Annotated in this window: 31 protein-coding genes; 18 read left to right on the top strand and 13 right to left on the bottom strand. The window is 70.3% G+C overall.

Translation table 11 applies throughout. The features are described 5' to 3' along the window. Positions 1-67 precede the first annotated feature (67 nt). The 3 genes from ABNF97_RS08755 to ABNF97_RS08745 form a co-directional block, all read right to left on the bottom strand. Complete coding sequence (locus tag ABNF97_RS08755; RefSeq protein ID WP_349338198.1) at positions 68-1,429, bottom strand: M16 family metallopeptidase; 1,362 nt, start codon at positions 1,427-1,429, stop codon at positions 68-70. After that, positions 1,429-2,724: an insulinase family protein gene (locus ABNF97_RS08750; protein WP_130462332.1), complete on the bottom strand. Its 1,296-nt coding sequence runs from the start codon at positions 2,722-2,724 to the stop codon at positions 1,429-1,431. The genes ABNF97_RS08755 and ABNF97_RS08750 overlap by 1 nt, the downstream gene beginning before the upstream one ends. A gap of 90 nt (positions 2,725-2,814) precedes the next feature. Further along, positions 2,815-3,561: a phosphotransferase family protein gene (locus ABNF97_RS08745; RefSeq protein ID WP_349338197.1), complete on the bottom strand. Its 747-nt coding sequence runs from the start codon at positions 3,559-3,561 to the stop codon at positions 2,815-2,817. A 155-nt stretch (positions 3,562-3,716) separates the two neighbouring features. Between ABNF97_RS08745 and ABNF97_RS08740 the strand changes: the two genes are divergently transcribed. Next, complete coding sequence (locus tag ABNF97_RS08740) at positions 3,717-5,135, top strand: tetratricopeptide repeat protein (RefSeq protein WP_349338196.1); 1,419 nt, start codon at positions 3,717-3,719, stop codon at positions 5,133-5,135. Between the two features lie 141 nt (positions 5,136-5,276). On the opposite strand, the gene ABNF97_RS08735 is transcribed toward ABNF97_RS08740, so the two are convergent. Then, on the bottom strand, positions 5,277-5,864 hold the full coding sequence (locus tag ABNF97_RS08735; protein ID WP_349338195.1) for a GIY-YIG nuclease family protein: 588 nt from the start codon (positions 5,862-5,864) through the stop codon (positions 5,277-5,279). Between the two features lie 187 nt (positions 5,865-6,051). On the opposite strand from ABNF97_RS08735, the gene ABNF97_RS08730 reads away from it, so the two are divergent. The 4 genes from ABNF97_RS08730 (at position 6,052) to ABNF97_RS08715 (ending at position 9,314) form a co-directional block, all read left to right on the top strand. Continuing rightward, positions 6,052-7,056 carry a GNAT family N-acetyltransferase gene (locus ABNF97_RS08730; protein ID WP_349338194.1) on the top strand — a complete coding sequence of 335 codons (1,005 nt, stop codon included), beginning with the start codon at positions 6,052-6,054 and terminating at the stop codon, positions 7,054-7,056. Positions 7,057-7,398: 342 nt separating this feature from the next. After that, positions 7,399-7,761 (top strand): hypothetical protein, encoded by a 363-nt coding sequence (locus ABNF97_RS08725; RefSeq protein ID WP_349338193.1) that lies wholly within the window; start codon positions 7,399-7,401, stop codon positions 7,759-7,761. Between the two features lie 100 nt (positions 7,762-7,861). Beyond that, positions 7,862-8,689, top strand: a complete 828-nt coding sequence (locus ABNF97_RS08720) for an alpha/beta fold hydrolase (protein WP_349338192.1) — start codon at positions 7,862-7,864, stop codon at positions 8,687-8,689. An 88-nt stretch (positions 8,690-8,777) separates the two neighbouring features. Further along, positions 8,778-9,314: an isochorismatase family protein gene (locus ABNF97_RS08715; protein WP_349338191.1), complete on the top strand. Its 537-nt coding sequence runs from the start codon at positions 8,778-8,780 to the stop codon at positions 9,312-9,314. 131 nt (positions 9,315-9,445) lie between these two features. Here ABNF97_RS08715 and ABNF97_RS08710 read toward each other — a convergent pair whose 3' ends face one another. Beyond that, complete coding sequence (locus ABNF97_RS08710; RefSeq protein WP_130462324.1) at positions 9,446-9,694, bottom strand: flavin reductase; 249 nt, start codon at positions 9,692-9,694, stop codon at positions 9,446-9,448. Positions 9,695-9,856: 162 nt separating this feature from the next. Between ABNF97_RS08710 and ABNF97_RS08705 the strand changes: the two genes are divergently transcribed. The 8 genes from ABNF97_RS08705 to ABNF97_RS08670 all read left to right on the top strand — a co-directional run bounded on the left by ABNF97_RS08705 (position 9,857) and on the right by ABNF97_RS08670 (position 16,821). Next, a complete protein-coding gene (locus ABNF97_RS08705) occupies positions 9,857-9,994 on the top strand; it encodes a hypothetical protein (RefSeq protein ID WP_165436677.1) in 138 nt (45 codons plus the stop codon). A 338-nt stretch (positions 9,995-10,332) separates the two neighbouring features. Further along, on the top strand, positions 10,333-11,202 hold the full coding sequence (locus ABNF97_RS08700; RefSeq protein ID WP_130462323.1) for a Scr1 family TA system antitoxin-like transcriptional regulator: 870 nt from the start codon (positions 10,333-10,335) through the stop codon (positions 11,200-11,202). Continuing rightward, on the top strand, positions 11,195-11,395 hold the full coding sequence (locus ABNF97_RS08695) for a DUF397 domain-containing protein (protein WP_349338190.1): 201 nt from the start codon (positions 11,195-11,197) through the stop codon (positions 11,393-11,395). The genes ABNF97_RS08700 and ABNF97_RS08695 overlap by 8 nt, the downstream gene beginning before the upstream one ends. Positions 11,396-11,485: 90 nt before the next feature. Continuing rightward, positions 11,486-11,959 (top strand): TspO/MBR family protein, encoded by a 474-nt coding sequence (locus ABNF97_RS08690; protein WP_349338189.1) that lies wholly within the window; start codon positions 11,486-11,488, stop codon positions 11,957-11,959. Positions 11,960-12,276: 317 nt separating this feature from the next. Next, positions 12,277-13,371, top strand: coding sequence for a 3-deoxy-7-phosphoheptulonate synthase (locus tag ABNF97_RS08685; RefSeq protein WP_130462320.1), 1,095 nt, complete (start codon positions 12,277-12,279; stop codon positions 13,369-13,371). 205 nt (positions 13,372-13,576) lie between these two features. Next, positions 13,577-16,039 carry a transglycosylase domain-containing protein gene (locus ABNF97_RS08680; RefSeq protein ID WP_130462319.1) on the top strand — a complete coding sequence of 821 codons (2,463 nt, stop codon included), beginning with the start codon at positions 13,577-13,579 and terminating at the stop codon, positions 16,037-16,039. A gap of 303 nt (positions 16,040-16,342) precedes the next feature. Then, positions 16,343-16,564: a hypothetical protein gene (locus ABNF97_RS08675; protein WP_130462318.1), complete on the top strand. Its 222-nt coding sequence runs from the start codon at positions 16,343-16,345 to the stop codon at positions 16,562-16,564. 62 nt (positions 16,565-16,626) lie between these two features. Further along, a complete protein-coding gene (locus tag ABNF97_RS08670; protein WP_349338188.1) occupies positions 16,627-16,821 on the top strand; it encodes a hypothetical protein in 195 nt (64 codons plus the stop codon). 108 nt (positions 16,822-16,929) lie between these two features. On the opposite strand, the gene ABNF97_RS08665 is transcribed toward ABNF97_RS08670, so the two are convergent. The 3 genes from ABNF97_RS08665 to ABNF97_RS08655 form a co-directional block, all read right to left on the bottom strand. Beyond that, positions 16,930-17,448, bottom strand: coding sequence for a DUF1360 domain-containing protein (locus ABNF97_RS08665; RefSeq protein WP_130462316.1), 519 nt, complete (start codon positions 17,446-17,448; stop codon positions 16,930-16,932). Positions 17,449-17,564: 116 nt separating this feature from the next. Further along, complete coding sequence (locus ABNF97_RS08660; RefSeq protein WP_130465874.1) at positions 17,565-17,903, bottom strand: SRPBCC family protein; 339 nt, start codon at positions 17,901-17,903, stop codon at positions 17,565-17,567. Beyond that, entirely contained in the window at positions 17,900-18,256 is a 357-nt protein-coding gene (locus tag ABNF97_RS08655; protein ID WP_130462315.1) for a DUF6158 family protein, read from the bottom strand. Before ABNF97_RS08655 ends, ABNF97_RS08660 begins: the two co-directional genes overlap by 4 nt. Before the next feature lie 143 nt (positions 18,257-18,399). On the opposite strand from ABNF97_RS08655, the gene ABNF97_RS08650 reads away from it, so the two are divergent. Beyond that, entirely contained in the window at positions 18,400-18,825 is a 426-nt protein-coding gene (locus ABNF97_RS08650) for a hypothetical protein (protein WP_349338187.1), read from the top strand. Between the two features lie 3 nt (positions 18,826-18,828). Continuing rightward, a complete protein-coding gene (locus tag ABNF97_RS08645) occupies positions 18,829-19,140 on the top strand; it encodes a DUF3817 domain-containing protein (RefSeq protein WP_130462313.1) in 312 nt (103 codons plus the stop codon). A 160-nt stretch (positions 19,141-19,300) separates the two neighbouring features. On the opposite strand, the gene ABNF97_RS08640 is transcribed toward ABNF97_RS08645, so the two are convergent. Then, entirely contained in the window at positions 19,301-19,486 is a 186-nt protein-coding gene (locus tag ABNF97_RS08640; protein WP_130462312.1) for a DUF397 domain-containing protein, read from the bottom strand. A 275-nt stretch (positions 19,487-19,761) separates the two neighbouring features. Here ABNF97_RS08640 and ABNF97_RS08635 point away from each other — a divergent pair, with 275 nt between their 5' ends. Beyond that, entirely contained in the window at positions 19,762-20,625 is an 864-nt protein-coding gene (locus ABNF97_RS08635; protein ID WP_130462311.1) for a Scr1 family TA system antitoxin-like transcriptional regulator, read from the top strand. A gap of 164 nt (positions 20,626-20,789) precedes the next feature. On the opposite strand, the gene ABNF97_RS08630 is transcribed toward ABNF97_RS08635, so the two are convergent. Next, positions 20,790-21,329 (bottom strand): DUF6232 family protein, encoded by a 540-nt coding sequence (locus ABNF97_RS08630; protein ID WP_486484596.1) that lies wholly within the window; start codon positions 21,327-21,329, stop codon positions 20,790-20,792. A 727-nt stretch (positions 21,330-22,056) separates the two neighbouring features. Between ABNF97_RS08630 and ABNF97_RS08625 the strand changes: the two genes are divergently transcribed. Beyond that, the gene (locus ABNF97_RS08625) at positions 22,057-23,019 is read left to right on the top strand and encodes a C40 family peptidase (RefSeq protein ID WP_349338186.1); all 963 of its coding nucleotides are present in this window, start codon (positions 22,057-22,059) and stop codon (positions 23,017-23,019) included. Positions 23,020-23,147: 128 nt separating this feature from the next. After that, positions 23,148-23,837 carry a hypothetical protein gene (locus ABNF97_RS08620; RefSeq protein ID WP_349338185.1) on the top strand — a complete coding sequence of 230 codons (690 nt, stop codon included), beginning with the start codon at positions 23,148-23,150 and terminating at the stop codon, positions 23,835-23,837. Between the two features lie 24 nt (positions 23,838-23,861). Here ABNF97_RS08620 and ABNF97_RS08615 read toward each other — a convergent pair whose 3' ends face one another. The 3 genes from ABNF97_RS08615 to ABNF97_RS08605 are packed head-to-tail and all read right to left on the bottom strand — an operon-like array spanning position 23,862 to position 25,354. Beyond that, entirely contained in the window at positions 23,862-24,221 is a 360-nt protein-coding gene (locus tag ABNF97_RS08615; RefSeq protein ID WP_130462308.1) for a hypothetical protein, read from the bottom strand. 46 nt (positions 24,222-24,267) lie between these two features. Beyond that, positions 24,268-24,465 carry a DUF397 domain-containing protein gene (locus ABNF97_RS08610; protein ID WP_349338184.1) on the bottom strand — a complete coding sequence of 66 codons (198 nt, stop codon included), beginning with the start codon at positions 24,463-24,465 and terminating at the stop codon, positions 24,268-24,270. Positions 24,466-24,499: 34 nt separating this feature from the next. Continuing rightward, the gene (locus ABNF97_RS08605; protein WP_349338183.1) at positions 24,500-25,354 is read right to left on the bottom strand and encodes a helix-turn-helix domain-containing protein; all 855 of its coding nucleotides are present in this window, start codon (positions 25,352-25,354) and stop codon (positions 24,500-24,502) included. Positions 25,355-25,472 lie beyond the last annotated feature (118 nt).

Genomic DNA, 25,472 nt, shown 5'->3' with positions numbered 1-25,472 from the left:
CAGCGCACCGCCCAGCATGCGGTCCGGTTTCGGGGGCTCCGGTGCCGGACGACCGGACGCCGGAGCGTCAGCCGGTGGCGTCGCTCACCTCACCGAGCCCGCTGGCGACCAACTCGTCCCGGATCACCGCCGCGTCGCCCTCGATCACCAGGGTCAGCCCCTGCGGGTGCAGGTGCGTCGCGGCCGCCGCCGACACCGCCGGCTCGGCGGTCGACAGCAGCCGCTCGCGCAGGGTCGCGTGGTAGTCGTCCGGCAGGTCGTGCACGACCAGCGTGGCGAGCGCGCTGGCGATGGCCCGGGGCGTCTGCAACTCCACCGAGAGCTGCCCGGCCCGCCAGGCCCGGGCGACGGCCAGCTCCGGCTCGGTCACCCCGGCGTCCCGGGTACGGGTGATCTCGCCCACCGCGTCCACCAGGGCCGGCGCGGTCACCGCGGTCTGCACCCCGGAGCTGACCACGAACCGACCGAACCGCCGCGAGTGGCCGAACTCGGCCCTGATTCCGTACGTGTAGCCGCGTACCTCCCGGATCAGGTGGTTCAGCCGGGAGGTGAAGGCACCGCCGAGCACCGTGGCGGCCAGCGCCATCGGGACGTAGTCGGGGTGGGCCCGGTGCGGTGCGGCGTGCCCGAGCCGCAGCGTGGACTGGACCGAACCGGGGCGGTCGACCAGGATGATCCGCCGCTCGTCGCGGACCGGCACGCCCAGCGGCGGTCCGGCCGGCTCCACCGCGCCGTCGGCACCGGCGAACGCGGCGGCGCCGAGCACGTCCAGGTCGATCCGGTCGAGGTCACCGACGACCAGCAGGGTGCCGAACCGGGTCAGCCAGGCGGCGTGGAACGACGTCACGTCGTCGACGGTGACGGCGGCGACCGAGTCGGGATCGCCGTCCATCGGGCGGCCGGGCCGCTGGTCGGCGCCGAACAGGTCGGCCCGGAGCGTGGCGTCGGCCCGTGGTCCCGGGTTCGCCCAGTACATCCGCAGCGCGGTGACCTCGTCGTCGCGTACCCGGGTGATGTCCGCAGGGTCGAGGCGCGGGCTACGGACCGCCTCGGCCAGCAGTTCCACCGCGGCCGGCAGCCGCTGCACCGGAACCTGCACGCTGACCTGGAAGGCGTCCCAGTCGGTGGCGATGGTCAGCTCGGTGCCGAGCCCCTCCAGCGCCAGCGCGTACGCCGTGGAGTCGCGCCGGGTCGTCCCCTCCTCCAGCGCCTTCGCGAGTACCCCGGAGAGCCCCTCCCGGCCCAGCGGCTCGCGCCCGGCGCCGCCGTCGAGCAGCAGCACCGCGACGGCGAGGTGGTGCCCCGGCAGGTGGGCGGCGACGACGCTGCCGCCGGCCACCGCCTGGCGGACCACCGTCGGGAAGGTGTACGGCCGGGCCGCCCCGGTCGGCGGCCGCTCCGTGATCAGAATGGGGCCCGGCTCGGTCATCACGCCTCTTCCTGGGTCTCCGGCAGATAGGTCAGGGTCGCCCGGTCCTCGGGCCGGAGCAACTCGGCGGCGAGCCCGCTGACCTGCTCCGTGGTGACCGAGAGCCAGCCCGGCAGCCGGTCGGCCGCCCGGGCCGGGTCGCCGAGCTGGGTGGCGTGCCGGCCGAGGATGTCGGCCCGGCCGTCCACGCTGGCGAGCTGCCGCCACCAGCCGGTGGTGAGCAGTGCCTTGGCCCGGTCGAGCTCGGCCTCGGTCACCCCGTCGGCCAGCCCGTCGAGCACCTCGACGAGTCCCGCCTCCAACTCGGGCCCGGTCACCCCGTCCCGGGCGGTGGCGGTGACGATCAGCGGTGCCGGCGCGTACGCCAGGTCGACGCCGAACGCGCCGACGCTGTCCGGCTGGGCGAGCCGGGCCCCGTCGGCGAGCCGCTGGTAGAGCCGACTACCCCGCCCACTGCCGAGCAGCGTCGCCAGCACGGTCACCGTGTCGTAGCCGGGGCCGCCGAACGGGTGGGTCCGGTGCGCCAGGTAGACCCTCGGCGCGGGCACGTCCGCGGTGACGGTCTCCCGGACCGGTGTCCCGGTGGCCGGCACCATCGTGCCGTCCGGGGCCGGCGGGATGTCGAACTGCGGGACGAGCCTGCCGAAGTAGCGCTCGGCCAGCGCGAAGACCTCGTCGGCCGAGGTGTCCCCGGCCACCGTGAGCACCGCGTTGTTCGGCGCGTAGTAGGTGGTGTGGAATGCCTGGAAGGTGGCCAGGTCGGCGGCGTTCAGGTCGGCCATCGAGCCGATCGTGGCGTGGTGGTACGGGTGCCCGGGCGGATAGAGCAGGGGCAGCAGGCGCAGCCAGGCGTCCCCGTACGGGACGTTCTCGTAGCGCTGCCGCCGCTCGTTCTTCACCACCTCGCGCTGGTTGTCCAGGGTCTCCTGGGTCAGGGCCGGCACCAGGCCGCCCATCCGGTCCGCCTCCAGCCAGAGCGCGAGCGCCAGGTGCTCCGACGGCAGCGTCTCGAAGTAGTTTGTCCGGTCCGGGTTGGTGGTCGCGTTCAGCGAGCCGCCGGAGCCCTGCACCAACTGCATGTGCTCGGTCTTGGCCACGTTGACCGAACCCTCGAACATCAGGTGTTCGAACAGGTGGGCGAAACCGGTCTGGCCGTCGGGTTCGTGCCGGGAGCCGACGTCGTACCAGAGGTTGACCGCGACTACGGGGGCGCTGCGATCCTCGCTGACCACCACGCGCAGGCCGTTGTCCAGCCGGGTGGTTTCGATCGGCCAGGGATAACCGGTCTCGGGCATGGTCACGACGCTATCCGATCGACCCGCCCAGGCGCGGACAACCCCGCCGGAGCCGGCCCCGGCGGCGGTGGCCATCGGGTTCGTGCAGCCTCACATCCGTGCCCTCAACACGTCGAACTCACCGCCGGGCAGCGACGGGTCGAAGCCGTGTCCGACCAGCCAGCGGGCCGCCACCAGGCTTCGCCAAGACCACCACCCGCGGATCACGTCGAGGTCGACATCGGTGCCGTAGCCAACGACCACATCGTCAAGGCGCTCCTCGTGTCCGAGCGTCAGCACGGCGAGGTCGTAGAGGGCGTCGCCCTGGGCCGCCTCGGACCAGTCGATCACGCCGGTGACGGTGTCGCCGTCGACGAAGACGTGGGTGATCTGCAGGTCTCCGTGCACGAAGACGGGTTTCCACGGCCGGAGCGCGGCCTCGGCAACCTGGCGGTTACGGGCGACCACGTCCGCGGGAAGGACACCATTGGTGACGAGCCATTCGCATTCGCTGTCGAGGCGCGCTGCGAGCTCGTCGAGGCGCCGACCGGGCCATGGTGGCAGGGGCGCGTCGTGCAGCATCCGCGCGACCGCACCCGCCGCGGCCCACGCCGCCGACGACGCGGGTGAGGGCTCGCCGAGGATGCCCAGTGCCGTACCCGGAACGGCGGCCAGCGCCAGCACGGGTGGCCGACGCCAAAGGACCTGCGGAGTCGGGACCGGCGCCAGAGCCATCGCCTCGACCTCGACGTCGGTGCGTGTCTGATCAGCGTCGATCTTCAGGAACACGTCACCGACCCGCAGGGTCGCCCGCTCGTCATGGGCGACGACGACCTTGACTTCCTCCACGTCGGTCATTATCCCGGCGTGATCATCAACGCGCCCGGGCTTATCGCCCGCTCGGGGTGTTCCCGGGAGTGCGCGAGTGTCGGTGGGGGGTCCTAAGCTTGCGGCTCGTGACGACACCCCCCACCCCGGTCGAGGTGGCCTTCGCGCTCTTGCGGGAGGGCCGAATGGGCGACGCCGAGAACCTCATGACGCGCGAGTTGCAGGCCGCCACGGACAAGCACGGGCACGGCAGCCCGGAGTGGGCCTCGGCCCAGTGCGACCTCGGCAATGTGCTGCTCAACACCGATCAACTCGACCGCGCGATCGAGTGCTACCGCCACGCCGTCTCCGCGACTCCGCGCGATCACGAGTCCCGCAAGGACCAGTTGACCTACCGGCTCAATCTGGGCTTGGCGCTGCGCATGGCGGGGCGGCTCGATGACGCCGAGGCGGAGTTGCGCCAGGGCGTTCAGGAGCGGCTCGCCTTCTACGGTCGCGAGCACGCCGGCTACGCGTTCGGTCTCGAACCGCTGGCGGACCTGCTGCGGCAGCGTGGCGAGGTGGCGGAGGCCCGGCAGGTCGTCGAGGAGGCGGTGGCCAACCTGTGGCGCGACGGGCACGAGCGGGTGGCCTCCGCGTTGGCGCTGCGAGCAGCGATCGTGCATGCCGAGGAGAGCCGGGATCCGCTGTTCGTGGGACTGCACCAACTGCCGGACGAGCTCGTCGAGCAGGTCGGGCGATCCGTCACCCAGATGGTGGACCACGACGATCCGGCATCCAAGTCCCTGCTCACCTCCCTGGTCGCCGCTTTGGAGGAGCGGCTCGGCATCGACCACCAGGCGACGCTCAACGCCTTGTCCGCACTGGCGAACCTTGGCCGTGATCTCGGTGACCAGGCCGGGCGGGTTGATGCGATCGAGCGCGTGCTCGCCTCATACGACCGGCAGGGCCGCGAGGAGGAAGCGCTGATGGCAGCGCTCGGATTGGCGATGGCCCAGGACGACGCCGGCGATGCCGAGGCGGCGCTGCGCACGTACGGGTCGGCGCACGCGAGGGCGGAGCGCATCGGCCGCCCGGAGCTACTGAGTCAGGTCCTGCGCAACTGGGGCCTCGCGCTGAAGGAGGCCGGCCGGGTGGACCTGGCGGAGCAACGGCTGACCGAGGCGGTGCGGCAGGCGCGCCGCGGCACCGACTACGACATGGTCGGGCGGGCCTGCGTCGCGCTCGGTCTGTTCCTCCAGCATGAGGCGCGGCTGTCGGAGGCCCGCACGGTCCTGGAGGAGGGCCTGGCCGTCCTGGATCCCGTACACCCGGACGCGATCGTCGGCCGCAGTCACCTCGGTGCGGTGCTGGATGGCCGCACCTGCGGGTGTGGCGACATGGCGGGCACGATCGCCGATGCGTTCCGCGACTTCGTCATCACCAGACTTCCCGCGGACCTGCTCGACCGCCTCGATGTGGCGATCGTGGACGGCGACTTCAAGATCGATGTCGGGCTGCGGCGGGAGCCGACCGAGTCCGAGCTCGCGCGGCTCAACGACGTCTTCCAGACCGCTCACGCGGAATTCCGCCACCGGCTCGGCGAGCCCCGCTACGCCGGCTGACCGCCCGACTGCCGCTGCCGTACCCAGACCATGGATGTACCCAGACCATGGGCGCGTGGCCAGCCTCGACCTCGCCATGATCACACGTACTGTTCTCGGCATGGGGTGCTCATCGGTACCTGTTCGCGTCGGGCGATCAGGTCACGACATCCGCATAGCCTCGGCCGGGCGGCTGCTGGTGTTGTAGGCGTCCTTTGCGGCGACCACGGCCGCCTGGACGTGTTCGGGGTCGACGCCGTGCACGTTGAGTGGTGGGTGCAGGCGCCGGACGAGTTCGGTCTCGATGGTCGCCGGCTCCGGGTCCTCGGCCCAGGTGAGGCACAGGTGCCTGTACATCCACGCGGTCAGCCGTGCCTCGTCCTCGGGGACCAGGACAACGCGGTCGGTCCAGGTCGTCCGGTAGCCCTCGGACGCGAGGAGCCCGGCCAATGTGCGGCGCAGCATCGAACTGCCCGAGCGCCGAAGATGGTTGCGCAGGATCCGGCCCCGCAGACTGGTCGCCCGACCGAGGTAGAGCAGTCGTAGCGACGGGACGTTCCCGTTCGGTGGCCCGGGGAGTTCGGGAAGGGTCGACGGAGCGGCCCACCAGGCGTAGACACCGCTGCCGCGGCTGAGTCTCTTGACGGCGACGTCGAGTCCGACTGGCGCGCCGGACAGCAGGCGCAGGGCCTCCGTAGCGCCGGGCCTCGTCGGTGCCGACGTCGTTGGGTCGCTTTCGGGAGTGTTCATCGGGACGATGCTAGGCGTCGCGTCCGGCCGTGTCGGTGCTGGTGGGCCATTGCATGTGACCACAAGATCCGGCAGCCGCGATCGTCGACGACGGATAGTGACATGCTGAACAGCGGAAGCGCGTGGTCTGCGGCAGATCCGTGCGTTCCTGTCCCGCGTCCTGAAGGGTGAAGAGTGAGAATGACGTGTGATCCGTCGAGTACCGGCAGCCGACGTTCAACTCTTCGATCGTGCGGCGCGTAGGTTCGGAGCAGCGGCTGGCGGCGGCCAGGCGTTCCTAGGGAGTCCAGGTGCTCTGGCCTTCGTGGCCTCTCACGGTGCGGAGATCGTCGGGTGGTGCTGGGGTTATCACCTGATCCGGCCTGACACCTCCTCGATGCTTTACCTTCATCGACTGGAGGTGGCGCAGGAGCGCCGTCGGCTGGGAATCGGTCGGGCACTGTTACACGCGTTCATGTCGGCCGGCGTACAGGCCGGTGCTGCCCGGATGTTCCTGGCTACGGGCGAGGCGAATGCCCCTGCCCGGGCGCTGTACGAGTCACTGGGCGGCGGTCTGGCCGCACAAGGTCCCACGGTCAACTACTGGTTCCTGTTAAATCCGGACGCAACGGCGTCGGCCCGGCCCGTCTCGGGGCCGAAAGCCGTGCAGACCTCTGTGTGTAAAGCCTTGCTCCTCACCGGCGTCGCCGGTGTTGGGAAGTCAACCGTGGCAGACGCGGTCGGACGAGTTCTCACCGAAGCGGGCCACGTCACGGCCGTCGTTGACACAGACATGCTGGCCCAGTTCGGGCCGCCTCCGAACGTGAGCCCTCCGGGCGGTCGATTCTATGACGAACTCAAGTGCGTCAACCTGGCGTCAGTATGGGCGAACTTCAGGGCCGCCGGCGCACGGTTTGTCATAGCCGCTGCCGTCATCGACAGCGTGGCCCAGCGGGAACGGTATGCGGAGAGTCTCGCGGGCTGTGACGTCCGTCTGGTCAGGTTGATCGCGGACGTCGACACCGTCCGCAACCGCCTGCGCCAACGAGACACGGGACCAAAGCTCGAGCAGCACCTGAGGGCGCTGGACGAGCACGGGTCCATACCTACCGAAGCCCTCGTTGACGACTTCACAGTCACGAATGACCGTACCCCCGACGAGGTCGCCACTGAGATTCTTGTCCGCGCAAGGTGGATGGATCAGGTCAACTGACGCTTCACCGATCGCACATCGGCGTCATGGTCAGGCGCACGCTCATCGGCAGTTTCGGACGTCGACTGTCACGGCAGGTCGGTCACGAAGCCGTGACTGCTTTGGTTGTGGGTGGGCGCGGTCGACGGCAGATGTGCGCAGTCGATCAAGCGGCCCCGTTCAGCTGAGCGAGCCATTGGCGCACTGCCACGAGGTCGGTATCGGTCAGTCCCAGATGCGGGTCGACGCGGTGCACCGGCGCCGGCTGTGGGTGGTGTGCGGCCACCCATCGTCGGTCGGCGTCGGTAGTCTCGTCATCGTAATCGGTTCGCGGCGGACATGCCTGGGCGACAGGATATGTGGATGGCAAGCCCGAGCGATGAGGTGATGCAAAACGGGATCGGTTGGTTCGCCGTTCGATGCGTCTTTCGATTGAGAGCTGGCGTGGCGAGCCAGTTGTATGAGGAGCGGCTGACGCTGTGGCGGACCCAGAGTTTCGAGCAGGCGGTTGCCCTGGCGGAGGACGAAGCGCTCGGGTACGCGGCTGAGCGGCCGGACATGGACTTTGTGTGGTTTGCCCAGGCGTATCAGCTGTTCGATGAGCCGGGGCACGGGGCGGAGGTCTTCTCGCTGGTTCGGGCGAGCGAGCTGGAGCCGCCGGCGTACCTGACAAGGTTCTTTGATTCCGGCGAGGAAAGACAGGGCGACATCGGTACCGGTGCGTGACCGAGCGGCGACCAGCCCGAGCGCACTTGCGTTGCTCTCGCGCCTGGTCAGCGGCATGTGCAATGTGCCGGGGGCGGGCCTGTCTGGCAGTGTTGGCGGGATGGAACTGACGGAAAAGTTCGAGTGGCGTGGACGCGAAGTTCGGTGGTGCCGGACGGGTTCCGGCCCCGATGTCGTTTTCTGCCATGGGACTCCATGGTCCTCCGCGTTGTGGACCCCCTACGCCGAGGCGCTGAGCGACCGGTTCCGGGTTCATCTCTGGGACATGCCCGGTTATGGACAGTCCTCGAAGTCTGCACATCACCGGGTGTCACTGGACGTCCAAGGTGAGCTTCTGGCCGACCTTGTCGCGCATTGGGATCTGCGGTCTCCACACGTCGTCGCCCATGACTACGGCGGTGCTGTCGCGCTGAGGGCGCTGCTCCTGCATGGTTCTGCGTTCGCGTCGTTGGCGCTGGTCGACGTGGTGGCGCTGGCGCCGTGGGGGTCGGACTTCTTCCGGCTTGTGCGCGAGCAGACAGAGGTTTTCCGCGCGCTTCCCAGCGCCGTGCACGAGGGGGCGCTTCGGGCCTACATCGCAGGAGCCAGTCACGTCGGCCTCACGCCCGGGCAGATGGAGGCTCTCGTGTCGCCCTGGCTCGATGCCGAGGGGCAAGCCGCGTTCTATCGACAGATCGCCCAGGCGGATCAGGCGTACACCGACGAGATTCAAGGGCTCTATCCACGTCTCGACCTGCCGGTGCTGGTGGCATGGGGCGGGAACGACAGGTGGATCCCCGTCGACCGCGCTCACCGGCTGGCAGAGCTCATCCCTGGCGCCCAACTCAAGCTGATCGACGGAGCAGGTCATCTGGTGCAGCTCGACCGGCCCGTGCAACTGGCCATGACGCTGCACGATTGGCTGACCGCTCAGGCAAGGATGTCCTGATGTAATTGCCGAACAAGTGCGCAATTTACTGTGGCAGGCTGCTGTTGGTGGCGGTAATAACGCGCCTACCGAGTATTAGGGTCGCAGGATGCCTTCACTCCTCACCAAGCCATTCCCCGCCGGACGCACCGCGTTGATCGTTGTGGACCTGATGCCACGTATCGTCGAGCAGGACATGGGTCCCCACAAGGGGGCCGACGTGGTGGCCCGGGCAATCCGCCTGGTGACAGCGTTCCGCCGAGCAGGCGGCACCGTGGTGCTGGTCCGGGTGGATCGGCCGGGCGTTGCCGAGCAGCCACCAGGTAGTGGATTCGTCCCGGCACTGGAGCCGAAGCCCGGCGACATCATTGTCGTGAAGCAGACCATTGGCGCGTTCTATGGCACAGGCTTGGCCGACCAACTGCGGGGGCGCGGCGTGCACTCGGTGGTCATGACCGGCCTTGCCACGACGATGGGTGTGGAGTCGACTGCGCGCGCTGCGTCCGATCACGGGTTCGAGGTCATCTTCGTGGCCGACGCGATGAGCGGTATGACGGCCGCGGAGCATGACCACGCTCTGACGGTGGTCCTGCCGCGGTTCGGCAAGGTCGTCACCACTGACGAGGTGCTTGACTGGCTCAATTGACGCCTGTCACGCCTACTGGTCGGGGGATTCCTCGCCTCGCTCTGCGGGTACCGCTGGTGCCTGCCCCGAGCTGCCATGACCACGGGGACGTCGACAGCTCGGGGCAGGCATCGGGTGATGAGGCAGGTCATTCAACGGCGGCGCGGCACCCAGTGCAGGAACCGGCCGGCGAGCAGCGCGGGGTGTACGTCGGGCAGCTCTCGCAGGGCGCGGGCAAGGTGGCTGCCGAGGTACACCATCAGGCCCACCCGATCGCCTCGGAAGCCGGTAAGCAGCGCCAGCCGCGCGTCCTGGCACGGCCAGTCGAGGCCGCAGGCCCGGCACCGGTACGAGGGATGCACCGGTACGTGCCGCCGCCAACGCTCTTCACGGCCGATCATGGCAGCGCCGGTCGGGCTTCCTCGGCTCGACGTACCCGCGCGGCCTGACCGGGCGTGCGCGCACCGACCCGGCCGATCTCGTGTCGTCCCGAGGGTGAGTGCCACAGTGGATCTCGCGCGTTCCTGGCGCGGGGCCGAGCCGGTGGCGGTGGGCTGTCCCCCGTGTCGACCACCGGCGCCGAGGCGCGCACTGCCATCCGGTACGCGGCCGGGGTGAGCGGCGGCACCCTCGGCGCGTACGGCATCGGGACCGGTTCGATCGAGTCCGGGCAGCGCCAGCGGAACCCGCACCGGCAGTAGCGCCAGAGGCGACGCCAGTCCCGCCGATGCGGCGCCCCTGGGCCGACCAGGAAGTCGATCAGCAACCGGTGGAGTCTCCTCATCGCATACCTCCTCGGGTGGTCGGTGGGAGCCGATCTCGGTGGGAGAGGCCGAGACCGGCTCCCGAGGCGAGTTCCACCCGGGCGCGTGGCGGTCACCGAGCGGTCCTGCTGCTGCCACTCTCGGTGCCCCCACAAGGGACACGCAACGGTCTAAGCTGATGCATCCGTCGCTAGTCGTCCCTTTTTCACAATCCGCTGGAAACAGTCCCAGAATCGATCAACTGATTGCGTCACATTGAGACAGGAGGTCCGGCGATGACGGACGCGGGGTCGTCGATACCGCGCAGGCAACTCGGCCGAATCCTGAGGCAGGCTCGCGAGCAGGCCGGGCTCACGCTGGAGGCCGCCGGCACCGAGCTCGAATGGTCGCGCTCCACGATGTACCGGGTCGAGGGCGGGCAGACCGCCGTCAAGGCACGGGACGTCGAGGCGATGTGCCGGCTCTACGGCACCCCGGGTGAGATGACCGAGGTACTGAAGAAACTCGCCGCCGAGACCAAGGCGAAGGGGTGGTGGCATGCCTACGGCGACACCCTGCCGGCCTGGTTCGAGCTGTACGTCGGCCTGGAAGCGGCAGCCTCCCGACTCCGGCACTGGGAACCCGCCACAATCCCCGGCCTGCTCCAGACCAGGGAGTACGCCGAACACCTCCTGCGGTCACATCCGGACATCTCACCCCGCGAGGTCGGCCGGCTGGTCGAAGTTCGGATGGAGCGCCAGAAGATCCTGACCCGCAGGAACCCGGAGCCGCCACGCCTGGAGGTCATCGTCGACGAGGGGGTGCTGCGTCGGGAGGCCCCGGGCATGGTGCGACAGCTCGCCCACCTCCACGACCAGGTGACGAACGGAGTGGCGAGTATTCAGGTCGTTCCGCGATCCGCAGCCCCGACCTTCGCCCTGACGGGTGGGCAGTTCATCGTCCTCGAGTTCCCCACGCTCGGCATCAGGACTCCCGAGCCCACCACGGTCTACAGCGAGCTACTCACCGGCGCCCTCTACCTCGACAAGCCGGCGGAAGTTGCGGCGTACGCTAAGGCATGGAGGTCGCTCGAAGAGGTGGCACTCGATATATCTCGGTCGGCCGACCTGATAGCGATGATCGCCAAGGAGATGGGTGATGAGTGACCAGTCCGGTGCGAAGTGGCGCAAGTCCCGCCGGAGCAACGGGTCGGGTGGCGCCTGCGTGGAGGTCGCCGACAACCTGGTTGGCGTCGTGCTCGTCCGGGACACCAAGGACCGCGAGGGTGGCACGCTGACGTTCGCTCCCGCCCCCTGGCGAGCCTTCGTCGACTTCGCGAAGCAGTCCCCGACCCGCTGACCCCCGCAGCCCACTCTCCCGGCCCGCTCCGGCGGCACACCGGGCACGCCGTCGGGGGATGACCGGCGTCCGACCGGGTACCAGACCGGGATGAACGGTTCGACTCTCGCCAAGACCGGGCTGGCCACCGCGCTCGCCGCCGCTGCCGGCTCGCTCGCCACCGATGCCCGTTCCGCCTGGTACCGGTCGCTGGACAAGCCTGCCTGGCAGCCGCCTCCGGCGGCGTTCCCCGCCGTCTGGACCCCGCTCTACGCCTCGATCGCGTTCGCCGCCGCCCGCGCTCTCGACGCCAGTACCACCGCCGCACAACGCAGCGGTTTCCGGCGCGCGTACGCGATCGATCTTGCCCTGAACGCCGGCTGGACCGCGCTCTTCTTCCGGGCTCGCCGGCCACGGCTCGCCCTGGCCGAGTTGATCCTGCTGAACGCCGCCAACGCCGCCCTGCTGCACCGGGCCTGGCGGGCGGACCGGGTGGCCGGGGCGGCGCTCCTGCCCTACCTGGCCTGGACCGGCTTCGCCACCGCGCTGAACACCGCGATCGCCGTCCGCAACCCGGGCCGCTGACCCACCCGCAACCCCCGGGCCGCTGACCTGGGTCATCCGGTCCGGTGCGCCCCGGCGTACGCCCTTTGGTACCAGCAAATGGACGGTAGGGACCGGTCCGGTCCGGGATCGGGTATGGTTCGCTGCGTGACGCGGTCGTATCGATGGTTTAGTCAGCCGGCTCGGGAGCCGGTGACTCAGCCATGACCTGACGTCACCAAGATCCAGCAGAGCCGGCTGAAGCAGGGACATCGTCCCTGCTTTTTCCATGTGACCAGCCGGCTCGGCTCCCGGGCGCCGGCCCCGGGGTGGCGGTCGGCAGAGAGGGAGTCTCGACGATGACCACCACCGGAATGGGTCGGGTCAGCGACCAGCGCATCGACCGGATCGTGCCGCTGACCACCCCGGCGCTGCTGCACCACGAACTTCCCCTGGACGAGCCGCTGGCCAGCGCCGTGCTGGACGGCCGACGATCGGTCGCCCAGGTCCTCGACCGCGAGGACGATCGGCTGCTTGTCGTGGTCGGGCCATGCTCGGTGCACGATCCGGTGGCGGCCCTGGACTACGCGCGCCGGCTGCGGGTGGCGGCGGCCCGGCACGCCGAGGACCTGCTGGTGGTGATGCGGGTCTACTTCGAGAAGCCCCGCTCGACCGTCGGCTGGAAGGGCCTGATCAACGATCCCGGACTGGACGGTTCCGGTGACGTGAACACCGGGCTGCGGGCCGCCCGCGCGCTGCTGCTGGACGTACTCCGGCTGGGGCTGCCGGTCGGCTGCGAGTTCCTGGACCCGATCACCCCGCAGTACATCGCCGACACGGTGGCCTGGGGCGCCATCGGGGCCCGTACGGTGGAGAGCCAGGTGCACCGTCAGCTCTCGTCCGGCCTCTCCATGCCGATCGGGATGAAGAACCGCCCGGACGGCAGCGTGGCTACGGCGGTCGACGCGATCCGGGCCGCCGGGGTGCCACACGTCTTCCCCGGCATCGACGTCTCCGGCGCTCCGGCGATCATGCACACCCGGGGGAACGCGGACTGCCACCTGGTGCTGCGCGGCGGCCGGGGCGAGCCCAACTACGACGCCGAGTCGGTGGCGGCGTCGCTGGCGCTGCTCCGGGCGGCCGGGCTGCCCGAGCGGCTGGTGATCGACGCGAGTCACGACAACAGCGGCAAGGACCACCGCCGGCAGCCGGTGGTGGTCGCCGACGTGGCCCGGCAGATGGCCGACGGCCAGCGCGGCATCGTCGGGGTGATGCTGGAGTCGTTCCTGGTACCCGGCCGGCAGGACCTGGACCCGACCCGGCCGCTGGAGTACGGGCAGTCGATCACCGACGCCTGCCTCGGCTGGCCGGAGACCGAGGAGGTGCTGGCGGATCTGGCGGCGGCGGTCCGGGGACGGCGGGTGGCGGCACCGGCGGGTACCGCCCTGGGCTGACTGTCCGGATCGGCGGCGGCCGCTCGGGGCCGCCGCCGACCTGACGGGTGTGACGTAGCAGTCACTTGGGCTTTCCACCGTTACGCAACCGTGCGGTTCGGCGCCGCGTCTGGATCAATAGGGCGAAAGGCGCGCGTACGGTTGTGCTCGCGCCGGCCGCCCCGCCCGCGACCTGCCCGCCCAGCCCCAGAGGTTCAACGCGATCATGCCGAAACTCCGCCGACGCAGCCTTACCAAGGCCGCCACGCTGCTCACCTGTGCCCTGCTCGCCGGAGTCGTGGTCGCCGGGGCGGCGTTCCCGGCGGTGGCCATGTCCGGGCTCGCGGCCAAGGCCGGCGCCGACTCGTTCCAGGACCTGCCCACCGAGCTGACCGTGCCACAGGTGCCGGAGGCGACCCGGGTCTTCGCCGCCGACAACAAGACGCTGATGGCGACGTTCTACGACGAGAACCGCCACGACGTCGCGCTGGCCGAGATCTCCCCGGCGATGCGGAACGCGATGATCGGCGCCGAGGACCACTCGTTCTACCGGCACAACGGGATCGACGTGCGGGGCTTCCTGCGTGCCCTGGTCTCGAACTTCACCGGCAACTCCCGGCAGGGTGCCTCGACGCTGACCATGCAGCTCGTCCGGATGTCGATCACCTACGGCGCTACCGACCCGAACGTCGTGGTGGCGGCGACCGAGGACACCAACGCCCGGAAGCTGCGCGAGATGCGCCTGGCGGTGGCACTGGAGAACAGGCTGAGCAAGGACCAGATCCTGGAGCGCTACCTCAACATGGCGCCCTTCGGCCACGGCACGTACGGGGTGGCCGCGGCGAGCCGGTTCTACTTCGGCAAGGAGCCGAAGGACCTGACCGTGCCGGAGGCGGCGATGCTCGCCGGCCTGGTCAAGTCGCCGAGCTACTACGACGCGCTGGACGTCGACGGCCCCGGTCACGACCGGACGGTGCAGCGCCGCAACTGGGTGATCGGGCAGATGGCGGAGATCGGCGCGATCACCGAGGCGGAGAAGCAGGCGGCGCTGGACACCCCGCTCAAGGTCAAGGGGCAGCGGCCGGCCAACGGCTGCACCGGCTCGGTGCACAACGACTGGGGCTTCTTCTGCGACTACTTCTACCGCTGGTGGATGGATCAGGAGGCGTTCGGCGAGACCGCGTACGACCGGGAGCGGCGGCTCAAGGGCGGCGGGTACCGGATCGTCACCACCCTGGACCCGACGGTGCAGAAGGCGGCGTACAAGAACGTCCAGCAGTACCTGCCCACCGGACGGAAGGACGCCCTGATGGTGGCGGCCGTCGAGCCGGGCACCGGCCGGGTGCGGGCGCTGGCCACCAACCGTACATTCGGGCTGGACGACCCGGTGAAGCCGAAGAACCCGATATCCAGCAACCCGAGGCAGGCGGACGCGGGGATGCGGGCCACCTATCCGCGTACCACCAACCCGCTGCTGACCGGTGGCGGTGGCGTCGCCGGGTACCAGGGCGGATCGACCTTCAAGATCTTCACCCTGGTGGCCGCGCTGGAGCAGGGCTACCCGCTGAGCCACACCTACAACGCCCCGCACCGCTACCCGTCGAAGTACTCGGCGAAGGCCGGCAGCGAGTCCGCCTGCGCCGGCACCGAGCGGTGGTGCCCGAGCAACGACAACCGGAGCATGGCCGGCGTGCACGACATGTGGAGCGCGTTCGGTCGCTCCGTCAACACCTACTTCGTACCGCTGGAGGAGCGGGTCGGGGCGGCCGAGGTCGTCGACGCGGCACAGCGGCTCGGCATCCGGTTCCGGGAGCCGGGCGAGGCGGCGATGGCCAAGGACCCGGTCCGGGCCGACGGCTGGGGCTCGTTCACCCTCGGTGTCTCGGCGACCACCCCGCTGGATCTGGCCAACGCGTACGCGACGCTGGCCGCGGACGGCAAGCACTGCGAGTCGATCCCGGTACAGGAGGTCAGGGACCGCACCGGCAGGGCGCTCGACATCGCCAACCCGCGCTGCGACCGGGCGGTGGACCCGGCGGTGGCCCGAGCGGCCGTCGACGCGGCCCGGTGCCCGGTCGGCGACCAGTCCGCGTACGGCAGGTGTCGTGGCGCGACCGAGGCGGACGCGCGCCGGGTGGTGGGCCACCCGGTGGCGGGCAAGACCGGCACCACGGACAGCGACCGGACCGCCTCGCTGGTGGCCATGACCACCACGCTCTCGGTGGCCGGCATCATGGCCAACCCGGACTGGCCGGAGACCACCGCCAGGATGGACCACGACATCGTGAACCCGGCCGTCTACGAGACGCTCGCCGACGCCATGAAGGGGAAGCCGAAGCAGGACTTCCCCCGGCCGGACGAGAAACTGGTGTACGGGGACCAGCGGTCGGTGCCCTCGGTCAACTGCCGCTCCGTCGACGACGCCACCGCGACGCTGCGCAGCGCCGGGTTCAGGGTCGAGGTCGACCCGAACCGGGTGGCCTCGAACTGCGCCGCGGGTACCGTCGCCGGCACCGATCCGGACGGCCGTACCGTCTCCGGCGGTGTGGTGATGCTCCGGATCAGCGACGGCCGGCCCTCGACGAACGGTCCCGGCGACGGAGCGAACGGTCCCGGCGCCGGCCGGTCCACGACCGAGGGCGGCAGCGGAGTCCCCAGCCCGCCCGGTCGTCCCGGGCGGCGCGGCTGACGCCGCCACCGGACGGAGACCCGAGAATGAGTACGCCGCCCATGGCGGGGCCATGGGCGGCGCGGGCGTCGGTGTGCAGGTCGCCTCTCGGCGAGTGGCACGACGCGGCTCCAGCCGGACGGTATTCCGCGAGGGCAATAGGGTGAGGCCCGGGGACACTGGACACACCGACAGTCATAGTCAACCTCGGTTCCGGGTCCGGTGTTCCGTCCTCTGCCGTGACGCACCTCACCGCCCGCTCCACCGGCCCGGGCGGGAGATGCGGGGTGTTTGGCCGGATCGAACCGGGGTAGCCGATCCGACGTGACCGACCAGCCCGCCCGCGCCGCCTCGACCGCGCCGGAACTCGACGCCCTGCTCGACGACCTCTATTCGGGCCAGGAGCGGGTCACGCAGTCGGAGATCCAGCGCCGGGCGGTTGCCGCCGAGGTGCCCGCGGAACTCTTGACCAGGATCAACGCACTGCCCGAGGGCGAGTACGCGGTCGACGAGGTCGCCGACCTGCTCGGCGGCACACCGGGCTGACCCGCCGGGTACGGCGAGCCGCCCCGTCACGCCACCGACCCGGACGGCGAGGAGGGATATCGATGACCGACGACGACAGGCCCGGACGGAAGCCGCTACCTCCACTCGGGCAGCCACCCGGTGAAACCACCCCGCAGGACGATCCGGACTTCAGCAACGAACACGACAAGACGGCGGTGGCCGAGGACATCATCACCGGTACGGACACCGAGCGGGAGCCGGAGTCCCCTCGCGGCTGGTCCGGCATGCAGCGCTGACCCGCCCAGGTCCGCCATCGGCTGACTTCACCGCCCCGACCAGCCGAAATGGTGGCACAACCCGGTCCGGCGCGGTGACCACCTGGACCCCTCGACACCGTCGCGGCGCTACGGACGGGAGGCGGCCCGCTGCGCGACGGCATAACCCATCTGGAGGAAGTCGGAGGCGGCCACGGCGGTGAGGGCCGTCGCCACCAGCCGGGTCAGCCGGGGGGCGAGCACCAGGCCGCCGGTTAGCCCGGTGGCGACCCAGACCGCCAGGCAGAACGGGCAGCTGAGCAGTTCGCCGACGGCGTGCCGGGCCGAGCTGCCCTGGTCGCGTACCTGCTCCATCACCTCGCCGCTGCCGATCGGCCGGTCGTAGCGGGTGAACGGCGCGCGCAGCGGACTCGTTATGGCGTCCTTGGAGAGCAGCCGGCTGAGCTTGTGCGTTGCCACCGACAGCAGTACGACGTCGGAGGCGCTCGGCCGGTCCGGCACCCGCCGCCCCGTCGTCTTCGCCGCGGCGGCCAGCGCCAGCGCCACCCCGGCGTAGGTGCCCATCGCCGCCAGATAGCCGCCGAGCGGCCGGTGCTCGTCGGGAGCGTACGCCTGCCGAAGTCGCGCCACCCTGTCCCGCACGTTCATCCCGCCTCGTTCCGCGTTTCCGTCCGCCGTTCGCTGCTGCCGGTTCCGCCGTTCGCCAGTGCCGATTCCGCCGTCCGCCGCTGCCGTCTGTCGTCCGTCCCCGGGCGCCGTTGCGCTCATCCCGGGGTGAGGTTGTCGTCGACCTCCCGGGCGAGGCTGACCAGCATCTCGTCGGCCAGCTCCGCCAGCCGCCGCTGCGACGGGTCGGCCTCCAGTTCGAGCTGTACGGTGGCACCCCCGGCGGCGACCGGCGACACCCGCAACCGGACCGACCAGTCCGGGGGGTCGGCGCTGTGCCAGCGGGCCCACAGGCCGGCGACGGAGAGTTCCGGGTCCGGCGCGCCGTTCTCGCGCAGTGGGGCGGGAAGCCAGGCCGCGACCCGGTCCGGATCCGTGGCGGTGTTGAAGACCACCTCCGGTGGGGCCGAGATGCCCCGCTCGGCGCGGGCCGTCACCACGCGCCGTCCCGTAGACGGCTCGGGTCGACCTCCCGGCCCGGGTGCCGGGTCAGGTACTCGGTCTCCAGTTCGGCGGTCCGCCGCAGGTGGTGGCCGAGCGCGGTGTCGGCGGCGTGCCGCAGCGTGTCCAGCCTGGTCCGGTGCAGGCTGTGCATCTCCCGGAACAGGTCCTCGTCGCTCAGCTCGACCGGGTCGATGCCGAGGTTCTCCTCCTCGGCGGCCACGAAGTCGCTTGCCGTGCCGCCACGCTGGACCGGGTCACCGTCCCACTGGCCGATCCGCTGTTCTGGGCTGGCGTCGATCGGCGACCCGGCCGGGGAGAACTCGTCGTGCCGTACTGATTCGGACATCGTCGCCCCCGATAGCTCGTTTGGGTGGACGACTAGACGGTTGCCCAAACCGGGTACCGCCAAACCCCGACCGCCCCACCGCCCGGGCGACACTACGACGCCGCGTCGGAGACGGGACCGACCCGCCCGGTACGCTCGGGGGCATGAGGCGGCTGTGCACACCGGCGTGGATCGTGCGCCACGTGCTCACCGTCGCGGTGGTCGTCGGCTTCCTCGCCCTCGGCTGGTGGCAGATCAGCCGGGCCCTGGCCGGCAACACCCTGAGCTGGGCGTACGCCTTCGAGTGGCCGATCTTCGCCGGCTTCGTCGTCTTCCTGTGGGTGCGGGAGGCGCGCCACACGCTGCGCGGTGGCCGGCCGGCCGCCGCCGAGCCGGCCGATCCGCCGGCCCGGCCGGCGACCCCGGGGGTACGCCGACCGGTGCGCACCAGCACCCGGCCCCGGCTGGCCGCCGACGGCCCGGAGGACCCGGAGCTGACCGAGTACAACCACTACCTCGCGTGGCTGAACGCCAATCCGGGCGCCCGGCCCGCCGACTATCCCGGCCTCGGCCGGCAGCAGGAAGGATGAACCGTGGGCGCAGCCCTGACCCGCTACCGTGTGGTCGCTTACGTCGTCGGCGTCGTGTTGATCGCGCTCGTCGTGGTGGGCATGCCGCTCAAGTACCTCTGGCAGGACCCGGTGGTCGTCGAGACGATCGGCCCGGCGCACGGCTTCCTCTACATGGTGTACCTGCTGGTCACCTTCGACCTGGGTCGCCGGGCGCGCTGGCCGCTGGGCCGGATGGTGCTGGTCATGCTCGCCGGGACGATCCCGTTCGTCTCGTTCTTCGCCGAGCGGGCCGTCACCCGGCAGTTGAGCCAGCCGGAGCCGGTGGCCGGCTGAGCGGCTGCGCCCGGGGCGGCTCGCCGTTCGCGAGCCACCCCCCTATTCGATCATTGGTGGTTCGTTCATCTCTATGTCTCGCCGTACGCGAGGTCATGCACCATGCTCCAGCGGCGCCGACGGGCCGGAACGTGAATGAATCACGTCCCCGGGTCAGCTTTCAGGCGTTGCGGAGCCCGTCCAGGAATGCCCGCCAGGCACCCGCGCCGAACACCAGCGACTGCCCCGGATCGACCGAGTCGCGGACGGCGGCACCGCCTCCGACCTGAGCCACCTCGACACAATGCTGCGATTCGCATCGAGTGCTCTTCCGCCACACGCGCTCGGCGGAACCAGTCTGTGACATGCGCCCTCCCGGCACTAATACTGTTGCGGCAGATACCGCGACAACGGACAGAGGCTACCCGTAGCCTCCGCATTCCGCACACTCCGGAATATCGCGATTATGATGTCGGCGTCGACAATGGACACCATCCGTGATGGTGTCGTCGCGGCAAGCAGGGACGCTGGTGGAAGACAGCGCTCCCGTGTAGCCTGCACAAAAGTCTGGCACCGACCCCTCAGTCTGGCATCGAACCCCTCGCTCGGCCGCCGGGGAGCCGTTTGAAGGGAGCGTTCCCGATGACTACGGCGTACGGCCCGACCGTGGGTCGCCGCAAGCTCCGCTCGGCGATCCGGCGGGCCCGGGAAGCCGCCGGGTTCACCCAGGAGCAGGTGGCCGCCGCGATGGACTGGTCGCTGTCCAAGCTGATCCGCATAGAGGCCGGATACGTCTCGATTTCCACCAACGACGTCAAGGCGTTGCTCAATTACTATCAGGTGCGCGATCCGGAACAGGTCGCCGAACTGGTGCAACTGGCCCGGGTGTCCCGGCAGCGCACCTGGTGGTCACAATATCGTGACGCACTGCCACCCGCTTATTACTCGTATATCGGGCTGGAGGCGGAGTCCTCGGAACTCTATTTCTACCAGTCCGTCGGCATGCCGGGACTGCTCCAGACAGAGGCGTACGCGCAGGCGGTCCTCCGGACGGCAATTCCCAAACTGGACGATCCCGAGGAGGCGCGGGCCTCGGTCGCGTTACGGTTGCGCCGCCAGCAGGAAATGCTCGCCCGCGCCGAGCCGCCGAACATTGTCGTGGTATTCGACGAGGCTGCGCTGCACCGGCAGACCGGCGGTCCGGCGGTCATCCGCGAACAGCTCCTGCATCTGGTCGACCTCGCCGACTCGGGCCGGATCACCGTCCAGGTGCTGCCGTTCACCTCCACCGTCTACACCCCGCTCGGGCAGTTCGTGATCCTGCGCTTCGCCGGGGAGGACGCCGACGTCGTCTATCTGGAGAGCACCGGCCTCGAGGACGTACTCGACGAGCCCGAGGCGGTGACCGCGCACCTGCGGACCTTCATGGGGCTCCGCGAGGCGGCCCTGACCCCTGCCGACTCGCTGCGCCGGATCTCGGAGATCGTCGCCGGCCTGGCCGGCTGACCACCCAGGTGCCGGCCTGGCCGGCTGACCACCCAAGTACCGGCCTGGCCGGCTGACCACTCCCGTGCCGGCCCTCTGAGCGGGGCCGGACGGGTGGCCGGCGCCCGGGTGGCACCGCCGGACCGGTCGAGGGTCCGGCGGGACCACGCCGTGGGCCCACTCGTCTAGGACATCGGCTCGTACGGGGTGTCCGAGGCCGGCGGGAACGCCAACCCACCCAGCCGGGCGGCCTCCCGGGCCCGGATCAGCGCCCGGGTCACCTGGCCGAACTGCCGCTCGTGGTCGGAGCTGAACAGCAGCACCGTCTCCCCCCGGTACCGCCCCCACAGCTCGTACGCCGGTGGCCGCCACCGGTGGCCCACCAGGGCGAGTCCGACCGGCACGAAGGCGGCGAGCCCGAGCCCGGCGTACGTGGCGGCGGGGAGCCGGTAGAGGTCACCGGTGTAGCCCAGTGCGACTCCGATGCCGACCAGCACCGCGGCGGTGACCATCACCGCGCGCAGCGTCAGCCGGTCGTGCGGCCCCCGAGCGGTCTGTAGGTGGGTGAGTTCGGAGATCGAGAACCTGCGACCGGCGACGATGAACACCTCGCTGGTGATCCGTACGCCGGGTTGCCGGTAGAGGTCGACGGGGCGGTGACGGGAGAGTCCAGATACCTCAAATGACGCGTCTGGCAGGGGGACGGGAGGGCGAGTAGGCTCCATTCTTGCCTCCAACGGCTCCTGAGGCGGGCTGGCCTGGAAGGTTCCTGAAGATCGGCATCTGGTGGCAGCCGGGTGCCGATCGTCCTGCGGGCGATCTGCGGCGCGCGTGACGGTCCGGACCTACGGCTGGTTCGTCGCACGCGACCTCGCCCCCTGTTGGCGACTACGCCGAGTACCTGCTCTGTGTCAGACCCGCCGGGTACCTGCCGTGCCGGACCCCGGAGAGCCTTCGGCTCCTTGTATTCATTGTGCGAAGGGCACACCAGCAAGTGGAAGGTACGCAGACAGCCACCTGGCAGATTTCCAGGCGGCAGCCGAGCTACCCGTAGCCCTCTGCCCGGTTGAGTGATGATTTGCCCCTACTCAGGCCGAGCCGCCATCCGCCAAGACCGACCTATCGGGCGACGAGCCGAGGGTGGCCGGAGAACGCCTTCCCGACCAGCCGCTATCACGTCTGGAGCAGGGATCGGTACCGTTCGTGATCACGACATTCGGGTTATCGCTCATGACTGCCGCATCTCGTGCCCCGGCCACTGTCGGTAATGCCGGAGCCAGGCTACGTTGAACCGGCTGGGCCGGTCGTCAGTCATCCTCCGGGTGGCGCCGGGTCCGGTGCCGCCGCACAGCGCTCGCGGTGGCGTAAGGCCGCCGCACACGGCGCTCACGGTGGCGAAAGCCGCCACACAGAGCGCTCGCGGTGGCGCAACCAGGAAGGGTTCTGCACACGTTGTCTTCGGTGCGGATCCTGCTGCGTACCCTCGTCGTGGCCGGACTGTCGGCGGCGCTACTCGCCCCGATGTCGGTGGCCCGGGCCGAACCGTCGGTCAGCGAGCTCACGCAGCGGATCAACAAGGCCTCCGCCGAACTGGAGAAGGTCGTCGAGTCGTACAACAAGCTCAACGAGGAGATCAAGGAGAGCAAGGCCGCCGCGGCCACGCTGAGCGCCCGGATCGAACCGCTGCGGCAGCAGGCGGACCAGAGCCGGGCCGAGGTGGCCGAGCTCGCCAACCGGGCGTACAAGCTCGGTGGCTTGAGCACGGCGAGCGCCCTGCTGAACCGGGGCGACGGCAGCAGCCTGGTGAGCCGGCTCGGTGCACTGGAGCAGTTGGCCCGGGAGCGGGAGCGGCAGATCGCCGGGTTCGACGCGACACAGCGCCAGTACATCGAGGAGAAGGCCCGGCTCGACGCCACGCTGGCCCGGCAGACCGCGCAGGCGAAGCAACTGGCCGCCGGCAAGAAGCGGATCGAGGGAGAGCTGGCCAAGCTCTACGAGATGCGCCGCGAGGCGTACGGATCGGCGACGTCGTCCGGCAGCAGGTACACCGGGCGCGTCCCGGCGGTCTCCGGCAAGGCCGGCGTGGCTGTCCGGTACGCCTACGACGCCATCGGCAAACCGTACGTCTGGGCGGCAGAGGGCCCGAACGGCTACGACTGTTCCGGACTGACCCTGGCCGCCTGGCGGGCCGCCGGCAAGTCACTGCCGCACAACGCGGCGATGCAGTGGGACAAGGTGGCACAGATCAGCCGTGGCGAGCTGAAACCGGGCGACCTCGTCTTCTACAGTGGACTCGGCCACGTCGCCCTCTTCGTCGGCAGCGGCAAGGTGATCCACGCACCACGGGTCGGCGAGACCGTCAAGCTGGCCAGCGTCGACATGATGAGCCCGTACGGCTATGGTCGCGTCCGCTAGTCGGACCCGGGTCGATCGCGCGCCGGACCGGTCGGTCCGGCGCGCGATCGCCTTTCCCGACCCGTACGCCCCCGTCGGCCGGGCACGCCGGGGGCCGTGCCGTCCCGGCCGGGCGCTAACCTGCCGGGGTGACTCCGTCGGAGGCCAGGAACCTCGCCGCTGTGGTGCTCGACCGCCTCGCACCGCACCTGCCCGGGATCGCCTCGACCGGTGACCCGGGACCGGTCCGCCGACTCTACGACCTGGTGGCGGGGCGGCTACGCACCCTCGACGAGTTGGATGCGCTGGCCGACCTGCTCCGGGAACCCCGAAACAACTCGCTGGTCAAACGCCTGTTGAGCACCGCCGCGACCGAGGATCAGGGGTACGCGGCCGAGCTGATCGCCGCCATCGAAGCCCTGCCGTCCGCCCCCGCCGCGCCGGTACCGGCGGATCGGACGGCCAGCGCCGCAGCGGCCCGGGAGCCGGCCGGGGTGGCGGCGGACGCCGTACCGGGATCGGGCGGTGCGCGACGGCCGCGCCGCTACGGTCCCTGGATCGCGCTCGGGGCGGTCGTCGTGCTGCTGGTGGTGGGCGGCCTGGTCGTCCGCGCGGTGCTCGACGGGCTCGGCGACGCCGGCGGGCTGACCGCCGACTCGACCTGCGAGGAGTACCAGCAGGCCCCGCCCGAGGAACGGGTCGCGGCGATCCGGCAGATCGGGCTGGCCAAGGGGATCTCCGGAGTGGACAGCCCGCTGGTGATGACGGCGGTGGACCAGCTCTGCGACGCTACGCCGTCGGCGCGGATCGGCGACCTGGTCGCCCGTTTCGACGGCTGAGCCCGCTGCGGGGACCGGAACGACCTACGAGAGGTTGACCTGCCGTGACCGGTGCTGGAGGCCGCCGGCCAGTACGCCGCCGATCAGGAGTCCCAGCCCGAGGGTATGACAGATGGTCAGCACAATGCTGACGCCCGCCCTGATCATGTCGAACTCCGTCGGAGAGGGATCACCGGCCAGCAACGTGGGGATCGACGCCAGCCACGCCGTATCTGCCACGATTCCGATCAGAAGCACGCTGCAACCCGCGACGGCGAGTCCTTTGGCCAGGCGGGAGAGCTGATCGCGACGGACTGCCACCAGGACGAGACCGACCACCAGCACCAGCAGGACGGGTAGCTGAAACACGCCCTGCGTGAGAACCCATCCGGTCATATTGGACACTGCGCCTCCACTAGTCGCACGACGATACGGACGCTATCTGGCACGGTCAAGCACGTCTGCGGTCCTCCGGCGCGGTTTGGGCGAGACCGGTGAGGAAGGCCCCCCAGGCGGTCGGCGGGAACCGGAGTACCGGACCGGCCGTGTCCTTCGAGTCACGTACGGCGACGCCGGTGCCGAGCCGGGCCACCTCGACGCAGTTGCCGCCCTCGCCCCCGGATCGGCTGCTCTTTTGCCAGGTCAGCATGCTTTCGTCCGGCCACATCCGCTCCGGCCCTCCCTCACGTCCAGAAGGCCGCCGTCTCCCTGAGCAGCCGCGCCGATTCTTTCCGCGACAACGCTGCCGCAACCAGGTGGTCGAAGGCAAGCGCGAAGGAGGCGATCTGGGCCGGCTCGTCGATGTAGAGCGCACCGGTCCGGTGTTCGGTGTAGACCAGACCCGGATCGGTGGGCTCGGGAAAGCCGAGGATCGCGAACGGCCGGCCGAACGCGGTGTACGCCGGACTGCTGAACTGGACCACCCGCAGCTCCACGTGGGAGCGTTCGGCCAGCACCGCCAGGTGCCCGAGCTGGTCACGCATGACCGCCGCCTCGCCGACCCGGCAGCGCAGTACCGCCTCGCCGAGCACCACCCGCAGCCGCATCGGGTCGTGCTCGTGCAGCCGACGTTGCCGGGCCAGCCGCAGCTCCACCTGGCGGGTCAGCTCCTCGGCCGGCGCGAGCGGCTGGGTGGCCCGGATCAGCGCGGCGGCGTACGCCTCGGTCTGCAGCAGGCCGGGCACCAGATGGGTCTCCACGGTGCGGATCTCGGTCGCCTCGGACTCCAGGCCGACGTACACCTCGAACCAGTCCGGGATCGCCCCGCCGTAGGTGACCCACCAGCCGCGCTGGGTCGACTGCTTGGCCAGGGTCGCCAGCACCTCGCGGGTACGCTCGTCTGCCACCCGGTAGATGTCGAGCAGGGCCAGGACGTCGCGGGTCCGGGTGGAGTGCTTGCCCGCCTCGATCCGGGAGATCTTCGCGTCGGAGCACTTCATCCGCTGTGCGACCTGAAGCAGGGTGAGCTGTTCCCGCTCGCGCAGGCGGCGCAGCTCGATGCCGAGCCGGCGACGCCGGGCGGTCGGACTGATCGGCACGGAGTCCTCCCCGGATTGCTCCCGTCGGCTCTGGGCGCCACCGTTTGCCGACAGCACCTTCCGACGCGAGCGGAACTCACTGTCGTGATACCGATCACCCTAGTGGTTGTCTGTGGTA

The sequence above is a fragment of the Plantactinospora sp. B6F1 genome (assembly GCF_040120695.1).
In the GTDB taxonomy this organism is placed as follows: Bacteria; Actinomycetota; Actinomycetes; order Mycobacteriales; family Micromonosporaceae; genus Plantactinospora.
This window is presented reverse-complemented; position numbering and strand designations above follow the sequence as displayed.